Source organism: Ruegeria sp. AL12 (genome assembly GCF_056540885.1).
Genome location: NZ_JBQFXN010000002.1, coordinates 487189 through 506597, shown reverse-complemented (window position 1 = coordinate 506597; position 19409 = coordinate 487189). Strand labels below are relative to the sequence as shown.

Sequence of the window (19409 nt, the reverse complement as noted above, 5' to 3'; positions counted from 1 at the left end):
CTGGCGGGTCAACCCCGCCAGCCCGGCTGCGTTACTGGGCAGCCATTTCGTTAACGATCATGTCATAAGCGGCTTGCGCATCAACACCGGTGCCATTGACTTCTTCGATGACCTTGGCACGCACATCGGCAGCGATCGCATTGAACTTTTCCAGATCTTCAGCAGAGGCTGCATTGATCGCGTTGCCCTCGGTCTGTTCGGTCGCTTCACGGCCGATCGCGTCGATCTCATCCCAGATTTTACCGATTTCGCGGCTCAGCGGTTCGCCGAAGACCTGTTCTTCCAAAGCGGCCTGCACATCGGCGGGAAGATCCGCAAAAGTGTCTTCGTTCATGATGAACGCAAATGACCCGCGATACAGGCCACCCGGAACTTCATATACGTTTTGCGCCACTTCGGTCAGCTTGAAACCCTTGCGGGATTCAAATGGCATGACCACACCATCAGCAGCTTTCGACGCGAGTGTCTCGTATACTTTCGGCGCAGGAACCTGAATTCCGGTTGCGCCCAGCGCGGTGCCGACATCTCCGCCGACACCACCCGGGATACGCACCTTGAGGCCCGATACCTCGTTGAGGTTGGTCACCGGGCTGCTGGAATGAAGCTGTGCCGGGCCGTGTGTGTGCAGGGCGATCACTTTCACACCGCGATGTTCGTCCGCCGCCTTGAGATACTTGTCGTATGTACGCCAATACGCGACCGAGGCCGCTTCGGCCGAGCCCTCATATCCGGGCAGCTCAATCATCTTGGTGGTGACGAAACGACCGGGCTGGTATCCGTGGAAGATGATCGACGCATCCGCCGCGCCATCCATGATAAGGTCCATCTGCGCCGGCGGCGGGGCAATTCCCAGCTTCAGTTCAGCTGTGACTTTGCCATCGGTGGCTTCTTCGACCATTTCCACGAATTTCGGCCACATCTTCGCGTTGATGCCGTGGGTCGGCGGTGCCCAGCTGGAAATCGTCAGCGTATAATCCGCCGCCAGCGCCACTGTGCCCGAAACGGCCAGTGCGGCCGAGGCCAAAAGGGTGCTCAACTTGGTGAACTTCATGGTTTTGTCTCCTCCCTGTGAAACATGACTCGAGAATGCGTTAATGGTCACTTTTGTAACCATCAACATGTTAATTGTTTTCCAATTGGCCCGCGAGGCGCCATGAACCTGGACTTTCTTTCGCTACGGTTAGCATATTTGCGGCGCACCGGCTGATGCCGATTTCGTTGCAATAGTTCATCGGTCCTCCTCTCCAGCGGGGAAAGCCGTATCCATGGATTTGAACCATATCGACAGCTTCGGCGTTTTCCGCGATCCCCTCTTCAATGATCAAAGCGCCCTCGTTGGCCAAGACCGCCAGCAACCGCGAACAGATTTCCTCGTCCGAAAAATCCTTGCGGGTGATGCCCTGCTGGTCGGAATATGCTTCGATCAATGCCTCAACTTCGGGATCCCGAACCGGATCGCGACTGCCCTCTTCGTAGCGGTACCAGCCTTTGCCGACACGCTGGCCGAAACGCTCGCGCTGACAAAGCTGGTCCGCGATGGCGACATAACGTTCGTTCGGGGCGCGGTTGGCGGCATTGCGTTTGCGGTTTGCCCAGGCAATTTGAAGACCGGTCAGATCCTGAAGCTCGTAAGGCCCCATGGGCATCCCGAACGCCCGCATTGCACGGTCCACCTGATAGGGAAGCGCCCCATCTGCCAGCAGATAATCGGCCGCGCGCCGATAAGCGGCCAACATGCGGTTGCCAATGAACCCATCGCAGATACCCGACAGCACCGAAACCTTACGAAGCTTTTTGCCAAGCGCGACCGCGGTTGCGACCACTTCAGCAGAGGTTTGCGGAGCTACCACGACCTCGAGCAGTTTCATGACATGGGCCGGGCTAAAGAAATGCAGCCCGATGCATCGGGCCTGATTGCCGACGTCCGCGAAAATTTCGCGCGGGTCCAGATAGGACGTATTGGTGGCCAAAATCGCATCGCTGCTCATACGCCTTGCCAGCTCGTCAAATACCTGCTGCTTGACGGACAGGTCTTCAAAGACGGCCTCGATCGCCAGTTCGGCATCCGCAGCGTCTGCATAACTGTTCACCGCACGAAACGCAGCAAGGCGATCCCGAAGCTGCGCCTCGGACATCTTGCCTCTCTTGACCGCGCCTTGCAGCAGACCCTCGACCCGATTGTGCGCTGCGGCCGCAGCGTCAGCGTCTCGCTCGATCAACGTCACGGACAGCCCGCCGTTCAGGGCCGCAGTTGCGATCCCTGCCCCCATCAACCCACCTCCGACAACGGCGATCCGTGTTATGTCACGGGCGGCCACGTCTTTGATCAACGAAGGTTTGGACACGGCACGTTCAGCAAAAAAAGCGTAGCGCAAAGCGCGGCTTTCCGGGCTTTGGCGCAACTCGAGATGGCGCGCGCGCTCTTTCGGTTGTGCGGTGGCAAATGGCTCAACCGACCAACCAAGCGCCGTCAGGTTTTCCAACGGCGATTTCTGACCCTTGGCGCGTTTTTTCAAAGCCTCGCGGCTCGCCTCCAACAGATCCGGCGCAAACTCCGCCACAGCACGCTGGCTGACAGGTATTGGGCGTTCGGGAAGGTCGGCAACCAATGCCAGGACAGCAGCCCTGGGGTCTTCGGCGACGCGGTCGACGCCGCCAAGCTCGGCCAGTGTCTCTGCCCTGAGAATTTTGCCCGAACAGGCCATGTCAATTGCAGCCTGCATCCCGACCAGACGCGGCAATCGTTGTGTGCCCCCTGCCCCGGGGATCAAGCCCACATTGACTTCCGGCAAACCAAAACCCGTTCCCGGCGCTGCGATCCGCCACGCACAGGCCATGGCGATTTCGAACCCGCCGCCCAGCACGTTGCCATGCATGCAGGCAATGAACGGAACCTCGCTGTCTTCGATTTTCTGAACCACGTCGGGCAAGTGCGGCTCGACCGGCGGCGCATCGAATTCGGACATGTCGCCGCCTGCGACAAAGGTTTTTCCAGCACAACACAGCACCGCCACGCGCGCGCCCTTGACCGCATCAACCGCGTCAGACAGCCCTTGCCGAACACCTGTCGACGTCGCGTTTACCGGCGGGTTGTCAATGGTGACCCACGCCACGTCGCCCTTAAATTCAACGCTCACCAGCGACGACTGCGACATTTGCAATCCCTTTGATCGGTTCAGATTCGGTTCGGGTTTATATATTGACCAACCGTTCGGTTAATGCAATGATTAAGTTGAAACGAGACCGGATGAGACAGTCATGAGCGATACGATTCTTGTACAAGACAACGGGAACTGGGCCGAAATCACCCTGAACCGCCCGGACAAGCTGAACTCGTTCAATGAAGAAATGCACCTGGCGCTACAGAATGCGCTGAAAGCCGCGCGCGACGACGGGGCCCGCGCGATATTGCTGACCGGTGCCGGGCGTGGCTTTTGTGCCGGTCAGGACCTCGGTGATCGCGACCCGTCAAAGATGGATGGCCCACCGGATTTAAGCAAGACGGTACGCACGTTCTATGCCCCTCTTGTCCGTTTGATCCGGTCCATGAATATCCCGGTGATCTGCGCCGTGAACGGAGTAGCCGCCGGGGCGGGTGCCAATCTGGCGCTGGCCTGTGATATGGTTCTGGCCGCGGAAAGTGCGAAATTCATTCAGAGCTTTTCCAAGGTGGGCCTGATTCCCGACACGGGCGGCAGCTGGCACTTGCCGCGCCTGTTGGGCGAGGCGCGCGCCAAGGGGCTGGCCCTGACAGCCCAACCCCTTCCGGCCAAACAAGCCGAAGATTGGGGGCTGATCTGGAAGGCAGTGGCCGACGATCAATTGATGGCCGAAGCGCGCGCTCTTGCCGCGCAATTGGCAAACGGCCCCACCCTCGGGCTCGGGCTGACAAAACAGTGCATTCAAACTGCTGCCACCACGTCGCTCTCGGATCAGCTTGAGATCGAAGCAGACGCAATGAAGACCTGCGGGGAAAGCGCGGATTACGCCGAAGGCGTATCCAGTTTTCTTGAAAAGCGGGCGCCGAATTTCCAGGGACGCTGATGATGACACCCAAAGAACGTGCCACGAAATCCGCTGAAGCGATGTGGGCGAATGACCAAGCCAGCAAATGGTTCGGGATGGATCTGGTCGAAGTCGACGAAGGCCGTGCAGTTCTGACCCTGACAGTCGGGGACCATCACTGCAACGGGCACGGCATTTGCCACGGGGGCGTCACTCATGCCCTGGCCGACAGCGCCTTTGCCTTCGCCTGTAACAGCCGCAACGTGGCAACCGTCGGCCAGCATACGATGATGAGCTACCTCGCGCCCGGAAAAAAAGGGGACCATCTGACCGCAATCGCGTCAGAGGTTGCCGTCACCGGCCGCAGTGGCATCTATGACGTCCGCGTCACCAACCAAGACAACACCCTGATCGCCGAGTTTCGCGGAATGTCCCGCGCGGTCGGCGGGCAGAATTTTCAGGAATAGCTTCGCGACTGGAGGAGTGACGCGATGGAAGACCTTTCCCCAAACAAAGCGGATCTGGACCCGATCGAGATCGCCTCGATCGACGAAATCCGCGCGACGCAGCTTGAACGCCTCAAATGGTCCGTTCGCCACGCCTATGAGAACGTTCCGATGTATAAGCAACGGTTTGACGAAACCGGTGTGCATCCTGACGATCTTCAGCAGCTTTCGGATCTGGCGAAGTTTCCGTTCACGTACAAGAATGATCTGCGTGACAACTATCCGTTCGGCCTGTTCGCCGTTCCACGCAGCCAGATCATTCGCCTGCACGCCTCGTCCGGTACGACGGGCAAGCCGACGGTGGTGGGCTACACGAAAAACGACATCGACAATTGGGCGGATCTGGGCGCAAGGTCCCTGCGCGCATCGGGGTTGCGCAAAGGTGACATGGTGCACAATGCCTATGGTTACGGGTTGTTCACCGGCGGTCTTGGTGCACATTACGGGATCGAGCGGCTTGGTGCGACCGTCGTCCCCATGTCCGGCGGGCAGACCGAAAAGCAAGTCAACCTGATCAACGATTTCCGGCCCGACGGGATCATGGTTACGCCTTCCTATATGCTCAATATCCTTGAACAGTTCCACAAGGCGGGGCTCGACCCGCGTGAAAGCTCGCTGAAGGTTGGCGTGTTCGGTGCCGAGCCCTGGACAGACGCCATGCGCGCCGAAGTCGAGGATGCGTTTGATATGCATGCGGTCGACATCTATGGCCTGTCCGAAATCATGGGGCCCGGGGTGGCCAATGAATGCGTGGAAACCAAGGATGGCCCGGTGATCTGGGAAGATCACTTCCTGCCTGAAATCATTGATCCCGCGACCGGAGAGGTCCTGCCCGATGGCGAAACTGGCGAGTTGGTGTTCACGACCCTGACCAAGGAAGGTTTGCCGATGATCCGCTATCGCACGCGCGATCTGACCTGCCTGCTGCCGGGGACAGCACGATCCATGCGCCGGATGGCCAAGATCACCGGTCGCAGCGACGACATGATGATCCTGCGCGGCGTCAACGTCTTTCCCAGCCAGATCGAAGAACAGGTCATGGCGACGGGGGGCCTTGCCCCTTATTATCAGATCGAGCTGTACAAATCCGGCCGCATGGACGCCATGCGGGTTTATGTTGAATCGTCCCCGGATTCCACCGACGAACTGTCCAAGACGGCCGCGGCACGGATGCTGACCAAGCGGATCAAGGACGTCGTTGGCGTCTCAACGGAAATTGTTGTAGGTGACCCCGGCGACGTCGAACGCTCTCAGGGCAAGGCGAAGCGCGTCGTCGACAATCGCGATAAGGAATAAGCCGTGGCCCGTACAATCGCCAAAGATCACGACCAGAAGCGGAAGCAAATCCTGAAAACGGCCGCCAAAGTGTTCGCCGACCAAGGGTTTGATCGCGCCTCGATGACCCTGTTGGCAAAAGAGTGCGGGATTTCCAAGGCAAACATCTACCACTATTACGACAGCAAGGATGCCATCTTGTATGACATCCTTGAAACCTACCTGCGCGAGCTTCGCGACCGTATCTGCAATGTGGATCTGAACGGTCTTACGTCTGAACAGAAGCTGCGGAAGGCGGTGCGCGAAATCCTGTTTGCCTACCAAGGCGCAGATGATGAACACCGGGTGCAGATCAGCGGCATGAGCGCCTTGACCGAGGAACAGCAGAAACTTCTGCGCGGGTATCAGCTGGAATTGGTGAATTTTGTGCGCGAAATCCTGAAAGAGCTGGCGCCGACAGCCTTCAACGATGACAAGGACAAGCTGCGCGGCACCACGATGTCAGTTTTTGGGATGCTGAACTGGTATTACATGTGGAACAGCGGAGCAGGGCCCAAGGCCCGCGAAGACTATGCCGATCTGGTCAGCACTCTGACCGTCCATGGTATCCACAAGCTCTAGCTGGGGCCTTTCGGGCAAAACCGGTCCAAATTCAACACAGGGGTGCCTGCCTTTGACCCGTTGCCACAGTGGCAGGTTCAGGGCCGCAACGTGTTTTCCTCATCCTGACCAGTCAATGCGGAACTCTTCCCGAAACGCAAAACGCGCCAGATGAGCCTCGATGACCTGTTGCCATCGGGCCAGATCACCGCGCGCCCGGGTGGCGGCGATTACGGTCAGGCTGGTGTCGCCCGCCGAAAGGGTGACGCGGTTCCCGACCGGAAAGCTCACGCTGCCTTGTGTTTCATCGAATGTTACCTGAGCCTTGTGCGACCAGTGTTTGCAAAGCTGTTGCAGGTATTTCGACGCCGCGCCTGTCTGCGCGATTCCCGAAGCCACCTGATCGGGCAGCAGGTTGAGCCCATCAGCGGCAGCGGCCCGGATAGCCTTGGCGAACAAAGTCACATCGATGTCCGTGGCCACGAATGTCGCCCCCAGATCCAGGCATTTTCGCTGCATGACCGGGTCCAGCGACAATATCCCTGCCGGCTTGCCTGCCGCAACGATGCGCCGGATCGCATCAAGAACGGCCTCGATCACGTCCGGGTGCCCGGCATCACCGATATGGCCCATATCTGCGGCCAGATCCGACGGGCCGACGAACACCCCATCGACGTCGGTCGCCAGGATGTCGTCCAGCGCCTCCAGCCCAAGCCTGTTTTCGACCTGCACCAAAAGACAGATCTGCTCGTCCGCCGTTTTCAGATAATCCGGGATAGCCGCAAAACGCGAAGCCCGCGCCAAAGCGGAGCCTACGCCCCGGACGCCACGAGGTGGATACTGCACGGCCCGCACCAGTTCGCGCGCCTGATCGCCGCTTTCCACCATCGGCACCAGAATGTTCTGCACACCGGCATCAAGATATTGCTTGATCATCCAGGTCTCGCCAATCGGCAGGCGGGCGACGGGGGTACTGCCAGATCCTTCAATCACCCTCACCTGCTCGAGGATCGAGCGCAGATCGTTTGGCGCATGCTCTCCGTCGACCAGCAGCCAGTCAAACTGCGCGGTTGCGGCGATCTCGGCGGTATAGGCATTGGCCAAGCCGATCCAGCACCCGATCAAAGGGGTCCCCGACGTCAGCGCGGCCTTGAACGTATTGATTGGCGCAGGCATTGGCGCTCCTTTCAGGCGAAATTGATATCGACTGAGCCGAACGGTCCGAAATCCGCGTGGATTTCTGTTCCCGGGGGGCATTCGACCGGGCGGATGAAGCTGCCGGACAGAACAACCTGGCCCGGCGCGATGCTCTGACCGTATTGCGCCATGCGTCGCGCCAGCCACACGACGCTTTCGACCGGATCGTTCAACACCCCCGCGCCCAGACCGGTTTCCTCAATCTCGCCATTGCGGAAGGTCAGCGCCCCAACCCATCGCAGATCAAAGGCATCCACCCTGTGGCGATCGTTGCCCAAAACGATACCGGCATTGGCGGCATTGTCACTGATCGTGTCAAAAACAGTGCGGGCCTTGCCGGTTTCGGGATCCACCCGTTGAATCCGCGTATCCAGAATTTCGATGGACGGCGCGACGTAATCCGTCGCCGCGATAATATCTGCGCGGGACACGTTTTCCCCGCCTATGGCCGATTTCATAACAAAGGCAATTTCGGCCTCGATCCGGGGCTGAATGAAACGCCCGGCCGGAACGGTGGCACCCTGTGCAAACACCATGTCGTCAAACAGAATTCCACTGTCAGGAATGTCGATGTTCAACACGTATTGCATGGCTTTCGAAGTCAGGCCGATCTTCCACCCGATCACCTTGCGCCCTTCGGACAGTTTCTGGCGACAGATGGCGTTCTGCACCTCGTAAGCGTCATCCATGCCCATCTCGGGGTGGCGCAGGCTGAGCAGGCCAATCTGTTCATGCGTTCGTTCCGCCTGCAACAGGTCAGCGGCCGCGCGCGCATGGTCTTCGGGCGTCATACTTTTTCGTCCTCAACCGTGTTTCGCAGAGTACCGATACCGTCGACCGAGACCTCGACCACATCACCGGGTGCCAGGTATTTCGGCGGATCGAACCGCGCGCCCGCCCCGGTTGGTGTACCGGTCACAATGATATCGCCGGGCTGAAGCGTCATGAAAGTCGAGATATATTCGATCTCGCGCCGGATCGGGAACATCATGCGGTTCAGCGTATCATCCTGTCGCAGCTCGCCATTCACGCGGGTTTGAAGACGCGCCTCATCCAGCTGAGCCGCATCCGTGAAGGGAACCAGCCACGGGCCGATGGCCCCGGACCTGTCCCAGTTCTTGCCTTGTGTGACGTTGAACTTGGCGTGTCGAACCCAGTCGCGAATGGTTCCCTCATTGCACAATGTCAGCGCGGCGATGTGATCATACGCGTCCTGCTGCGGAATGCGGCGGCCAGCCTTGCCAATCACGATGGCCACTTCGCCTTCGTAATCCAGCGTGTGGTTTTCCGGCGGGCGGATCAGAGGCCGGTCATGGCCGGTAAAGCCACTGGCGAAACGCGGAAACAGGGACATGTATTTGGGCTGCGCGCTGCCATCTTTGTATTCTGCGTTCCGGTCGGGAAAGTTCACCCCGACGCAAAGGATACGTCGCACATCCGGCATCACCATGTCATAGGTGAAATCGGGATGGGTGACAGGTTTGCCCCCGGCCGCCTCTGCCAGCTGATCGAACGCCCCGGCCGCGATCACCTCATAGAGGCTGTCGTATTCCGGGAATTCCTGGTTCAAGGCAATGGCACCACCGTCGGTGATTGCCCCGAAGAAACGTTCTTCGCCCGAAACGAAAGTGGCAAACCTCATTTCATGGCCTCCCACACGTCCCGGATCACGTCCGCCGCCATCAGCACGTCGTCGCGGGTGGTATCGAACTGCCCGACCTGAAAGCGGATGATTTTGCGGCCGTCGAACATGCCCTGCGTCAGGTAAATCCGGCCGTCGTCATTCAGCGCGTCCACCAGACGCTGCTGCTGAGCATCGTCCCCCGGGCAGCGAAAGGAAAACAGGCTGAGGATCGGGCCGGTTGTGATCTCGAACCCCTCGATCGCACCAATCTTTTCCGCCAGTTCGCCGGCCCATGCCACATGGTTGCGGATGCGTTCGCGCAATCCCTCCAACCCGTATGACCGCAACAGGAACCAGATTTTCAACGCCCGGAACCTGCGGCCCAGCGGGATGGTCCACTCCGAGTAATTCGTCACCTCGGCTCCGGTCGTCTTGAGGTATTCCGGTTCGATTTTCAGCGTATCGAGCTGCGGCGTGGCGTCCCTCAGGAACTGGATGGCACAATCGAATTGCGCACCCATCCACTTATGCGGGTTGAAGACGATGCTGTCATAGCGGTCGGCGCCCTGCCACAAAGCCCTGCGGAATTCGGGGCAGATCATGGCCGAACCCGCCCAGGCGGCGTCAAGATGGGTGTAGAGGTCGTATTTTTGCGCAATATCAGACACGGCCATCAGATCATCGCAGGCCCCCACACCTGTGCCACCGGTAATTGCAACGATCCCGGCCGGGATATGTCCGGCGGCGACGTCATTCTGAATGGCGGCCTCAAGCGCCGAGGGAACAATCCCGAAATTCGACCCCTGCGTGGGCAACTTGACCAGATTGTCCTGACCGATCCCGGCAACCCAGCATGCCCGGTCAATCGACGAATGCACCTGATCGGAACAATAGATCCGCAACGCCCCCTTGGCGTTCAGGCCTTCCCGGTTGCCGGTAAAGCCGGTGGCCCGTTCCCGCATGGTCAGTACCGCCGACAAGGTGGCCGAAGAGGCGCTGTCCTGTATGACGCCGGTCATACCCTCGGGCAATCCAAGGGCCTGCCGCAGCCAGTCGACCATGACGCCCTCGACCTCGGTCGCGGCAGGCGAGGTCTGCCACAACATGCATTGGGCCGCGATGGTCGTCACCAGCATCTCGGCCAACATGGACGGGGGTGCTGCGTTGGCCGGGAAATACGCAAAAAAGCGCGGATGCTGCCAATGGGTGATACCCGGCATCACGATCCGTTCGAAATCGGCCATGATGGCGTCCATCGGCTCGCCTGTCTCGGGTGGCGTTGCAACAAGCTGTGCCGCGATTTCCCCCGGCGCGGTCTGCGCCCGCACGGGACGTTCGGCAAGTGTCTTGTGATAATCCGCCGCCCATTTCGAGATGTGCTGACCCCAATACGAAAACGTGTCCCAGTTCATCTACTGACTTTCCTTTGTGACGGGATCACCGCCAAACCCTTTTGTTCCGTTGCGTGCGTCACACCGAAAAGCTGACATTGGCCTGACCGGTGCCAGAGCTGCCGAAATACGGGGTGTAAATGTCGATCTCACCCTTGTAGCTTCCCCACCCCAACGCACCAAACAGCAAAGCGGTGTCATTCATGGCGCATTCACCGGTGCATTTTTTTGCATAGTCCGGCAGCATTTCCAGAAACTCTTCAAATCGGCCCTGCTGCCACAGCTCCAGAACGCGCATGTCCATCTGGCGGTTGAACTCGCCATTCACGGCATTCAGCCCGTCGACCGAGCGTTCATTCGGCGTAAAGTCGTGGCTGAGCGAGCCGGACGCCAGAATGGATACATTGCGGTCCGAACGTCGGATACCTTCGGCAATGGCCTCGCCCCAGGCCCGGTTTTCCGCGATCGATGAGAATTGATTGACCGCCACCGGCAAAACCCGGGCATTCACGCCATCATTGATAAAATGCATCGGCAGCAGGGTGCCGTATTCCATGCCCATGTCGGGGTGCGAATGGCCCAGCGCCCGCTCTCCCCGTTCGCGCAGAACGTCAAGGATGGTTTCCCCAAGTTCATGATCGCCGCGATAGTCGAACTCCATATCCGCCAACATATGCGGCAATTCGTGACTTATGAACCGGCCCTTGTGATGTTCCTTCGTGTTCAGGTGAAACCCTTGATTGGTGATCCAATGGGTGTCGAACACGATGAACGTCTCGACCCCGCGGTCGATCGCGTCCTGACGCAGGCGTGCATATCCATCAATGGCGGATTGCCGGATGCCCTTGTACTTTGGCATCGTGTGGGACATCCAGATGCTGGGTACATGCGTGATTTTTGCGGCCTGTACTATCTTTCCCATGGCAATTCCTCCTCGTGTAATGGGCTTGCCCCAGCCGGGGTCGGCCTACGTGATCTATTTACCCAACTGCATGATCTTGTGCTGACCGGTGGCAAAGCCGATATGTTTCTGTTCCATATAGAATTCAAAGCTCCAGTCGCCGCCATCCCGGCCGATGCCGGACGCTTTGACCCCACCGAACGGCGTGGGCAGGTGTCGCACGTTCTCGGAATTCACCCAGATCATTCCAGCCTCCAGCCTGTCTGTAAACCGAAGCGCGCGGGTCAGATCATTGGTCCAGACATAGCCGGTCAGGCCATACGGCGTGTCGTTGGCGGTCTCCAGCGCCTCATCCTCGGTCGAGAACGGGATCGAGGTCAGGACAGGGCCAAATATCTCTTCACGCGCGATGCGCATCTGGTTGGTGGCATTGGTGAAGAGGGTCGGCCGGACGAAATAGCCCGCATCCCCCACCGTGACTCCGCCAGCGGCGACAGTTGCGCCATCTTCCTTGGCGATGTCGAAATAGCTCGTGACCTTGGTGTAGTGTTCTTCGGTCACCAACGGCCCGATCTCGGTATCGGGGTCCAAGGGGTGGCCCACCTTGATGTTGTTGACGCGCTCAATCAATCTGGCTTCGAAGTCTTCCTTGATCGTGTCCTGCACCAAAAGCCGCGAAGACGAGGTGCAGCGCTCGCCATTGATCGAATAGATCATGAAGATCACGGCATCCAAAGCACGGTCCAGATCCGCATCATCAAACACGACAACCGGGTTTTTTCCACCCAGTTCCAGATGGTTGCGCTTATGGGTATCTGCGCCTTGCTTGACGATCAGACTGCCGGTACGGCTTTCGCCCACAAAGGCAATGGCCTTGATCAGCGCATGCTCGCACAAAGCCTTGCCAGCGTCGGGGCCAAACCCGTTGACCGTGTTCAGCACACCTTTGGGCAGCCCTGCCTGTTCGGCGATTTCCACCAGAAGACGGGCCGTCAGAGGGGAATCCTCGGCGGGTTTGTGAACCACCGTGCAACCCGCAGCCAACGCAGGCGCGATCTTCCAGGTCGACAGCATGAACGGCGTGTTCCACGGGGTAATTACGCCAACCGGGCCAATCGGCACACGGGTCGTCACATTCATCAGCGTCGGAGACTTCAGGTGCTGCCCATCCCGCGCCTGAATCACCTGATCCGCGAAATACCGGAAGTTCTCTGCCCCGCGCAAAGCTGCCTTTGACATGAAGCGCAGGGTCTGCCCCGTGTCCCAGCACTCGCACAGTGCTATTTCCTCGGCGCGCGCTTCAATGGCATCAGCCACATTCAACAAGATGCGACGGCGTTGGGTGGCGGGCATGTCTCGCCACTCTGCAAAGGCTGCGTGGGCGGCCTTGGCTGCCGCGTCGATGTCATCTGCCGTGCCATGGGCAACATCACAGATCACGGATTTATCGACGGGCGAGACCGACTGAAACACTCCGGCAGATCCGTCTCGGTCTTCACCCGCGATACGGTTGCGGATGCCCGTTTCCCGGAACCGGTCCAGAAAGCCGTTCAGCTTTTCGATGTTTGTGTCCAATGCGCTCATGCGTCAGGTCTCCTGCGTGGTCGCCGACAGGTGGTCGCGGATCGTACCGGCCTTGGGCGACAGCTTGGGGTCGATGTCACGCATCTCAAGCGAGAGCGCGATGGAATGCTGTGAAAAAACCGGCGCCAGATATGTTTTGACCGCCTCGAATATTCGCTGTGTCGCATCTTCTTTGACATCCGCGGATCGACCCGCCCGCAGGCGGATCGAGATATCAATGAACCCGTGCGCCGGGTTGCCGTCCGCTATGGCGTAATGATCGACCCGTGTCGCGCGCACACGAATACCGGGCATGGGAAAGGTCTCGATTCCGGCCGCCGTTGACCGAATGCACTCGCACAGGCCATCCATGTCGATCCTGTCTTCAAGATTGCCGGAATATTCGACATGGAAGTGAGGCATGGTCTCTCCTTTATTAGTTAACATGTTTAGTTTTTAATGCACCCCCTGTCAAGAGATTGCTTTGTTAATCTTTGCAATTCACGGAACAGCGTTCTAGAAGGCCGCATGAACACTCAAAGCCATTCCAAAAGCACCGCCCGGTCCCTTCCGATCGCGTTGCTGCGTGCCCGCGAAACCGTCATGGCTCCGATCCGGGATATGCTGCAAGGCATCCAACTGACCGAGCAGAAATGGCGCATCCTGCGCGTTCTGGACGAGTTGGGCGAAGTGGAGCAAAGCACCATCGCGCACGAGGCGTGCCTGCTGCTGCCCAGCGTGACCCGCATTTTGCGCACGATGGAGGCCGACGGCCAGATCACCCGCCGTCAGGACAGCAACGACAAACGCCGCACCATGGTCAAGATCACCGAAGCAGGAAGCGCCATCCTCAGGGAAAACCTGGCCACTTCACTTGCGATCTCCAGCAATATCGAAGCGCAGATGGGCAAGGAGAAGCTGGATCAGCTGCTGGATCTGCTCGAGGAGCTGCAAGCCATCAAAGTCTGACCCCGCCAGGTTCCGACGGGGTCGGTTGACCGCCTACTGACCGCCTACAAAGTGGCAAGACCGGTATCCAGCGCCGACAGAATTTTGGCCACATCTTCCGAAGTGACGATCAGCGGCGGCGACAGAATGATGTTGTTGCCAGACACACGCACCATCACGCCATCTTCATATGCGGCTTTCTGAACCTGAAGCGGCAGGTGTTTTGCGACAGGCGCCTTGGTCGCCCGGTCCGAAACCAGTTCCAATGCACACATCAGCCCCTCGCCGCCCCGCACGTCCCCGATCGCGTCATGCTTGTCGGCCAGCTTTTGCAAGCCGGCAAACAACTCGTCCCCGCGCGCAGCAGCATTTTCCCAGATCCTCAGCCGGTTGATCTCGGACAGGGCGGCCAAGGCCGCGGCCGCCCCGACCGGATGGCCAGAATAGGTGTACCCCTGATCCACGGACGCCAGGCCCGTGGTGTCACTTTCAAACACCTCTGCGACCGCACCGGAAATCATGGCCGCGCCAAAAGGGAAAAACCCGTTGGTGATCGCCTTGGCCGTCGTCATGATGTCGGGCTGAACACCCCAGTGCCGCGCACCGCTCTCGCTGCCGGTACGACCAAAGGCGGTGATGATCTCGTCCGAGATCAGCAGGATGCCGTGTTTCGAACAGACCTCGCGCACCATGGGCATGAAGCTCTTGTGAGGCGGGATCACACCGCCCGCGCCCAGCACCGGCTCCATGATGAAGGCGGCAACAGTGTTTGCACCCTGAAAAGCGATCTCGGCCTCAAGCGCCTTGACGCAAAGCTGCGCCAGACGCTCGGGGTCGGTTTCGTCAAACGGGTTGCGATAGGTCCACGGCGCCGGCACGTGAAAACAGCCGGGCATCATCGGCTCATATACCGCGCGGAATTTCTGGTTGCCGTTGACGGAAGCGGCGGCGAAATGGGTGCCGTGATAACCCTGTTTCAGGCTGATGAACTTGGTGCGCCCTGCTTCACCCCGGACCTTGTGATATTGACGCGCAAGCTTCAGCGCAATTTCGACCGAATCCGACCCGCCCGACGTAAAGAATGAACGGGTCAGCCCGTCGGCCTCGAAGAACTGGGCCAGCTCATAGGACAGCTCGATCGCCTTGTCGTTGCTGGTGCCGCGAAAGGTCGAGTAATAGGGCAGCGCGTTCAGCTGATCCGCTATGGCCTGTTTCACCGGCTCACAGGAATAGCCCAGATTGACGTTCCACAGCCCCCCTACGGCGTCCAGCGCCGTGTGACCATCGACATCAGTGATGTTGACCCCTTCACCACCGCTGAGAATGGTCGGCGGGTTCTTCCGGCTGTCGGCGGGGTGCGCCATCGGGTGCCAGAAATACCGGGCGTTGTTTTCCTTCAGAAAGTTGGAGTCTTTCATGTCGCGGGTCTCCGAGTGTTGAATCCGCCCCGGGTCACGGGTGGAATCCGGTTGGAAAGGAGTCGGGCAACTGGCCGCCAAAACCAGCAGTCAGATCAGCCGAAAGTGAATGCAACGTGGACAGTATTGCCAGAAGGCGGTCGCTGGTTGCCCGGGCTTCCGGGACAGCTATCGCGATGGTTCCCAACGCGACCTGATCAATGCCGAAGATCGGCGCGGCATATCCAAAAACACCTTCTTCGTAACTGCCACGGCTGTCGGCCCAGCCTGAAACTCTGATCTTTGCGACCCGTTCATTGATAAGCTTCGGATCAGTAAGCGTGGCTTGCGTAAACCGTTCCTGCATGTGCTGATCCAGCTGCTCCAAAAGGTGAGCCGGCCCGAAACTGAGCATGCAAAGACCTGATGCCGTCGCATTGAGAGGAAGCATCTCGCTGGGATCCAGACTGACACGGACACTGTGCTGCGTTGTTTCCACCACAAGCGCCGTCTGCAACCCCGTTTTCTCCAGCAAAGACAGATGCAGGGATTCACCGACCACCTGCATGGCGGCCTGCATCTTTTGGCGCGCGCCCTCGATGCCGGGCCTGGCGATCTCTCGCAGCGCGGCCAATCGCAAAGCCGCCGGCCCGATCGCATAGGATTTCGTCATCGGATTCTGCTCGATCAACCCGAACTCCTCAAGCGCGCGCAGGTGCCGCAATGCCGTTGCTTTGTTCAGCCCGGACAACCGCGCAAGGTGACTCAGCCCGATCTCCGGGCGGGCATTGGAAAAGTAGTCCAGCATTTTTAGGGCGTTAAGGGCTGTACCCATGTGCGTGTGGTCCTCTTGCTCAGGTAATACTTGACAGAACTAACTTAACAAAGCAACATTATTATTGTTAACGCGGTTCAAATAATGAACCACTAACGGGAGGTGTCAATGAAGAAATTTCTAACAGCCGCCGCTTTTGCGGCTTCGGCCACTGCCGCACTGGCTGAATACCCTGAAAAGCCGGTAAGTTTTGTCGTCCCCTGGCCTCCGGGTGATCTGGAAGATGTCCTTACCCGGATGATCGCCGACGAATTCCAGGCCATGTACGGTGTGCCTGCCGCTGTCGTGAACAAACCCGGCGGCGGAGGCGGCCCATTCCCCGGCGCGGTCGAGGTGGCAACCGCTCCGGCGGATGGGTACACCATCGGCTCATTCGTCATCGGCGTACCTGTCATCGGTCCCGAAATCGGAATTCCCGAACTCAACCCGAATCCTTTTGATCCAATCGGCATCTTCCTGACCTATCCCTTCGTCATCGCGGCCAGCAAAGACGCGCCGTTTTCAAATTGGGAAGAGCTGGCCGACTACGGCAAGGAAAATGACGTGGCGCTTGGCCATTTCGGATCGGTTCTGCCCCCCACGCAGGTCACATTTGCAGCTGCGGTCAGCAGCGGGTTCGACTTTGCCAGCGAAGCGGCTTTCGACGCCCTGGATTGCAACACGCTGGCCTCGGGCGACGTGGATGTCATCAATACGACGCTACAGCTGATCCTTCCCTGCCTTGATCAGGTGAACGTCCTTGCCAGCATCGGCGGCGAGCGGATTTCACTGGTTCCGGATACGCCGACGATCGTGGAACTCAATCCGGATCTGCCATTGGCCCTTTGGAACGGGCTGTTCGTACACAAGGACACGCCTGCCGACGCGCGTGAAAAGATCTCGGCTGCCGCGCAGAAAGCGTTGTCCTCGGACAAGGCCAAGAAGCTGGCTGAGGAAACGGGCGCCCTGATCTACTGGCAGGACCCGGACGCTTCGAATGCTCAGATCGAGCAGGACAAAGCCTCTTTCGCCAAGATCGAAGAGATTCTGGGCGAATAATCCGAAACAGGCCCGGCCAGATCGAACATCGCCGGGTCTGTTTGATTCAAACAGGAGGCCAAGATGATAGCAAAGACGCTGCAAGACATGTTCCGACGGTATCGACGTCCTGGCGATATTGTCTTTGCCTTGCTTTTCTTCGGCTTCTCCCTGTTCCTTCTCAGCCAGATCGGCGCTGAGACTCAGGCCGTCAAACGAACCAAGTGGTTTGCGCAACCCGCCCTGTGGCCCAAGATCGCGATCTGGGGCATGGTTTTGTTCAGCGGCCTCCACTTGCTGGGCTCCTTCCTGTCCCCACGCATTCCCGGACGGTTGCGAGAGGTGACGTTCTGGTTGATGTCCCTCGAATACGTTGCCTACTTCCTGATCTATGTCGTGGCGGTTCCGTGGCTTGGATACCTGCCATCGACCATGCTTTTTGCAGCCCTGCTGACGATACGATTGGGGTTTCGATTGCCCGGCGCTTTTTGCGTTGCACTTGCCTTCGGCGCGGTCGTGGCAGTCGTTTTCCGCGCGTTGCTTCAGGTGAACATTCCTGCCGGTCGGATATACGAATACCTGCCCGACGGGCTGCGCGCCTTTGCGCTGACCTACCTGTGAGGCCAAGATGGACAATCTGATTTCCGGCTTTGCAATTCTGGCGCAGTGGCAGGTCGTCGTGGCGCTGATCATCGGATCGGTGGGCGGGGTCATCATCGGCGCGTTGCCCGGCGTCGGCGCTGCTGTCGCAATTGCCATCCTGCTGCCCGCCACCTTCGCGTTCGAGCCCATCGTCGGCCTGACCCTTCTGTTGGGCATCTACGGGTCGTCCATGTATGGCGGCGCAATCCCCGCCATCCTGATCAACACGCCCGGTACCGCCGTCAATGCACTGACCACCTATGACGGCTATCCCATGACCAAGCGCGGCGAGGGCCACCGGGCCCTGTCGCTGGCCTATTCGGCGTCGTTTTTCGGCGGCATCTTCTCGATCCTCTGTCTGATCATCCTGTCACCCGTATTGGCCTGGGTTGCCCCGCATTTCGGCAGCCGCGAGATTTTTCTGGCCGCACTCATGGGCATCCTTCTGGTGATCCTGGCTCATCGCGGGCAAACCTTCTCGGCCGCGATGCTGGCGTTCTTCGGCATCTTCCTCAGCACCGTCGGTCTGGAACCCGTCAAATACACCAAACGTTTCACCTTTGACCAAACCTGGCTTTCGTCAGGTATCGATCTGATCGTGGTGGTTCTTGGGCTGTTCGCCATCAGTCAGGCGCTGCTGTTGCTGGTCGACAAAGAACACGCGCCGGGCGAAGCCCATGTGCGCGGCAGCATCTTCGCGGGCCTCAAAGAGCTGCTGGGCCTGAAACGCATCGCGACGGTTTCGTCATCGCTGGGTGTGCTCATGGGCATGATACCGGGCACAGGCGAATTCACATCACAGTTCCTGTCATACACATACGCACAGAAAACCTCTGAGGACCCGGACAAATTCGGCGATGGATCACCCGAAGGTCTGGTGGCGTCCGAGGCGGCCAACAATGCCGTCCCCGGGGCTGCGATGATTCCACTGCTGGCGCTGGGTATTCCGGGCGAGGCGCTGACCGCGATGATGCTGTCCGTCTTCTACGTTCACAACGTGATCCCCGGACCGCAGCTATTCGCCGACCAGATGGATTTTGTCATGGCGCTGTACATGTCGCTGATCCTGCTCAACGTGATCGTTCTGGTCTTTCTTTTGTTCTCGACCAACCTGCTGCTGAAGATCATTCAGATCCCGACGCGCTTTCTGGGGATCATGATCCTGACGCTGTCCTTTGTCGGGGTATTCAGCCTGCGCAACTCAGTCACGGACTGCGCCATTGCCGCCGGGTTCGGCGTGTTCGGGCTGATCCTGAAGCGCCTGAACCTGCCCATTGTTCCGATCATTCTGGGCATGGTTCTGGGCGGGATCATGGAAGTCAAACTGCGCAGCGCCATGGCGCGGGTGAAGTCACCACTTGATTTCATCGACCGACCGATTGCCGCAATTCTTTTCATCATGATCCTCGGGATCCTTCTGCTGCACGTTCGCTCGCTGATCAAGGAACACAAGGAACGTATCAGACCGCAGCCGGTTCTCGACGAAGACTCAACTCAGCAAGGATAAC

Annotated in this window: 19 protein-coding genes; 8 read left to right on the top strand and 11 right to left on the bottom strand. The window is 58.9% G+C overall.

What is annotated here, in order from left to right:
• Positions 1-31: 31 nt before the first annotated feature.
• Together ACR0C6_RS10180 and ACR0C6_RS10175 are read right to left on the bottom strand one after the other, a co-directional pair.
• Positions 32-1051, bottom strand: coding sequence for a TRAP transporter substrate-binding protein (locus ACR0C6_RS10180; RefSeq protein WP_171614657.1), 1020 nt, complete (start codon positions 1049-1051; stop codon positions 32-34).
• A gap of 70 nt (positions 1052-1121) precedes the next feature.
• Entirely contained in the window at positions 1122-3137 is a 2016-nt protein-coding gene (locus ACR0C6_RS10175; protein WP_480619113.1) for an FAD-dependent oxidoreductase, read from the bottom strand.
• A 121-nt stretch (positions 3138-3258) separates the two neighbouring features.
• Between ACR0C6_RS10175 and paaG the strand changes: the two genes are divergently transcribed.
• From paaG to ACR0C6_RS10155, 4 genes are read left to right on the top strand one after another with little or no spacing between them, the layout of a single operon-like run.
• Positions 3259-4044, top strand: a complete 786-nt coding sequence (gene paaG / locus ACR0C6_RS10170) for a 2-(1,2-epoxy-1,2-dihydrophenyl)acetyl-CoA isomerase PaaG (RefSeq protein WP_480446910.1) — start codon at positions 3259-3261, stop codon at positions 4042-4044.
• Positions 4045-4046: 2 nt separating this feature from the next.
• The gene (paaI, locus tag ACR0C6_RS10165) at positions 4047-4472 is read left to right on the top strand and encodes a hydroxyphenylacetyl-CoA thioesterase PaaI (RefSeq protein WP_171170296.1); all 426 of its coding nucleotides are present in this window, start codon (positions 4047-4049) and stop codon (positions 4470-4472) included.
• Between the two features lie 24 nt (positions 4473-4496).
• Positions 4497-5807 (top strand): phenylacetate--CoA ligase PaaK, encoded by a 1311-nt coding sequence (gene paaK, locus ACR0C6_RS10160; protein ID WP_171118144.1) that lies wholly within the window; start codon positions 4497-4499, stop codon positions 5805-5807.
• 3 nt (positions 5808-5810) lie between these two features.
• Positions 5811-6407: a TetR/AcrR family transcriptional regulator gene (locus ACR0C6_RS10155; RefSeq protein WP_480619112.1), complete on the top strand. Its 597-nt coding sequence runs from the start codon at positions 5811-5813 to the stop codon at positions 6405-6407.
• A gap of 99 nt (positions 6408-6506) precedes the next feature.
• Here the strand turns inward: ACR0C6_RS10155 and ACR0C6_RS10150 are convergent, their stop codons facing one another.
• From ACR0C6_RS10150 to ACR0C6_RS10120, 7 genes are read right to left on the bottom strand one after another with little or no spacing between them, the layout of a single operon-like run.
• The gene (locus ACR0C6_RS10150; RefSeq protein WP_480619110.1) at positions 6507-7562 is read right to left on the bottom strand and encodes an aldolase/citrate lyase family protein; all 1056 of its coding nucleotides are present in this window, start codon (positions 7560-7562) and stop codon (positions 6507-6509) included.
• An 11-nt stretch (positions 7563-7573) separates the two neighbouring features.
• Entirely contained in the window at positions 7574-8374 is an 801-nt protein-coding gene (gene hpaH / locus ACR0C6_RS10145; RefSeq protein ID WP_480619108.1) for a 2-oxo-hept-4-ene-1,7-dioate hydratase, read from the bottom strand.
• Positions 8371-9225 (bottom strand): fumarylacetoacetate hydrolase family protein, encoded by an 855-nt coding sequence (locus tag ACR0C6_RS10140; protein ID WP_480619107.1) that lies wholly within the window; start codon positions 9223-9225, stop codon positions 8371-8373. The genes hpaH and ACR0C6_RS10140 overlap by 4 nt, the downstream gene beginning before the upstream one ends.
• The gene (locus ACR0C6_RS10135) at positions 9222-10619 is read right to left on the bottom strand and encodes a pyridoxal phosphate-dependent decarboxylase family protein (protein WP_480619105.1); all 1398 of its coding nucleotides are present in this window, start codon (positions 10617-10619) and stop codon (positions 9222-9224) included. The genes ACR0C6_RS10140 and ACR0C6_RS10135 overlap by 4 nt, the downstream gene beginning before the upstream one ends.
• A gap of 58 nt (positions 10620-10677) precedes the next feature.
• Positions 10678-11520: a 3,4-dihydroxyphenylacetate 2,3-dioxygenase gene (gene hpaD / locus ACR0C6_RS10130; protein WP_171118157.1), complete on the bottom strand. Its 843-nt coding sequence runs from the start codon at positions 11518-11520 to the stop codon at positions 10678-10680.
• Between the two features lie 54 nt (positions 11521-11574).
• Positions 11575-13083 (bottom strand): 5-carboxymethyl-2-hydroxymuconate semialdehyde dehydrogenase, encoded by a 1509-nt coding sequence (gene hpaE / locus ACR0C6_RS10125; protein ID WP_480619103.1) that lies wholly within the window; start codon positions 13081-13083, stop codon positions 11575-11577.
• 3 nt (positions 13084-13086) lie between these two features.
• The gene (locus ACR0C6_RS10120) at positions 13087-13485 is read right to left on the bottom strand and encodes a 5-carboxymethyl-2-hydroxymuconate Delta-isomerase (RefSeq protein ID WP_171229363.1); all 399 of its coding nucleotides are present in this window, start codon (positions 13483-13485) and stop codon (positions 13087-13089) included.
• Positions 13486-13590: 105 nt separating this feature from the next.
• Here ACR0C6_RS10120 and hpaR point away from each other — a divergent pair, with 105 nt between their 5' ends.
• Positions 13591-14031 (top strand): homoprotocatechuate degradation operon regulator HpaR, encoded by a 441-nt coding sequence (gene hpaR / locus ACR0C6_RS10115; protein ID WP_171233309.1) that lies wholly within the window; start codon positions 13591-13593, stop codon positions 14029-14031.
• A gap of 44 nt (positions 14032-14075) precedes the next feature.
• On the opposite strand, the gene ACR0C6_RS10110 is transcribed toward hpaR, so the two are convergent.
• Positions 14076-15428 (bottom strand): aminotransferase class III-fold pyridoxal phosphate-dependent enzyme, encoded by a 1353-nt coding sequence (locus ACR0C6_RS10110; protein WP_480619101.1) that lies wholly within the window; start codon positions 15426-15428, stop codon positions 14076-14078.
• A gap of 34 nt (positions 15429-15462) precedes the next feature.
• Complete coding sequence (locus ACR0C6_RS10105; RefSeq protein ID WP_480619099.1) at positions 15463-16242, bottom strand: IclR family transcriptional regulator; 780 nt, start codon at positions 16240-16242, stop codon at positions 15463-15465.
• A 108-nt stretch (positions 16243-16350) separates the two neighbouring features.
• Between ACR0C6_RS10105 and ACR0C6_RS10100 the strand changes: the two genes are divergently transcribed.
• The 3 genes from ACR0C6_RS10100 to ACR0C6_RS10090 all read left to right on the top strand — a co-directional run bounded on the left by ACR0C6_RS10100 (position 16351) and on the right by ACR0C6_RS10090 (position 19408).
• Entirely contained in the window at positions 16351-17280 is a 930-nt protein-coding gene (locus ACR0C6_RS10100) for a tripartite tricarboxylate transporter substrate binding protein (protein ID WP_152460587.1), read from the top strand.
• A gap of 63 nt (positions 17281-17343) precedes the next feature.
• Complete coding sequence (locus ACR0C6_RS10095; RefSeq protein WP_171229359.1) at positions 17344-17880, top strand: tripartite tricarboxylate transporter TctB family protein; 537 nt, start codon at positions 17344-17346, stop codon at positions 17878-17880.
• A 7-nt stretch (positions 17881-17887) separates the two neighbouring features.
• Positions 17888-19408 (top strand): tripartite tricarboxylate transporter permease, encoded by a 1521-nt coding sequence (locus ACR0C6_RS10090; protein ID WP_480446900.1) that lies wholly within the window; start codon positions 17888-17890, stop codon positions 19406-19408.
• The last annotated feature ends 1 nt before the right edge of the window (position 19409 follow it).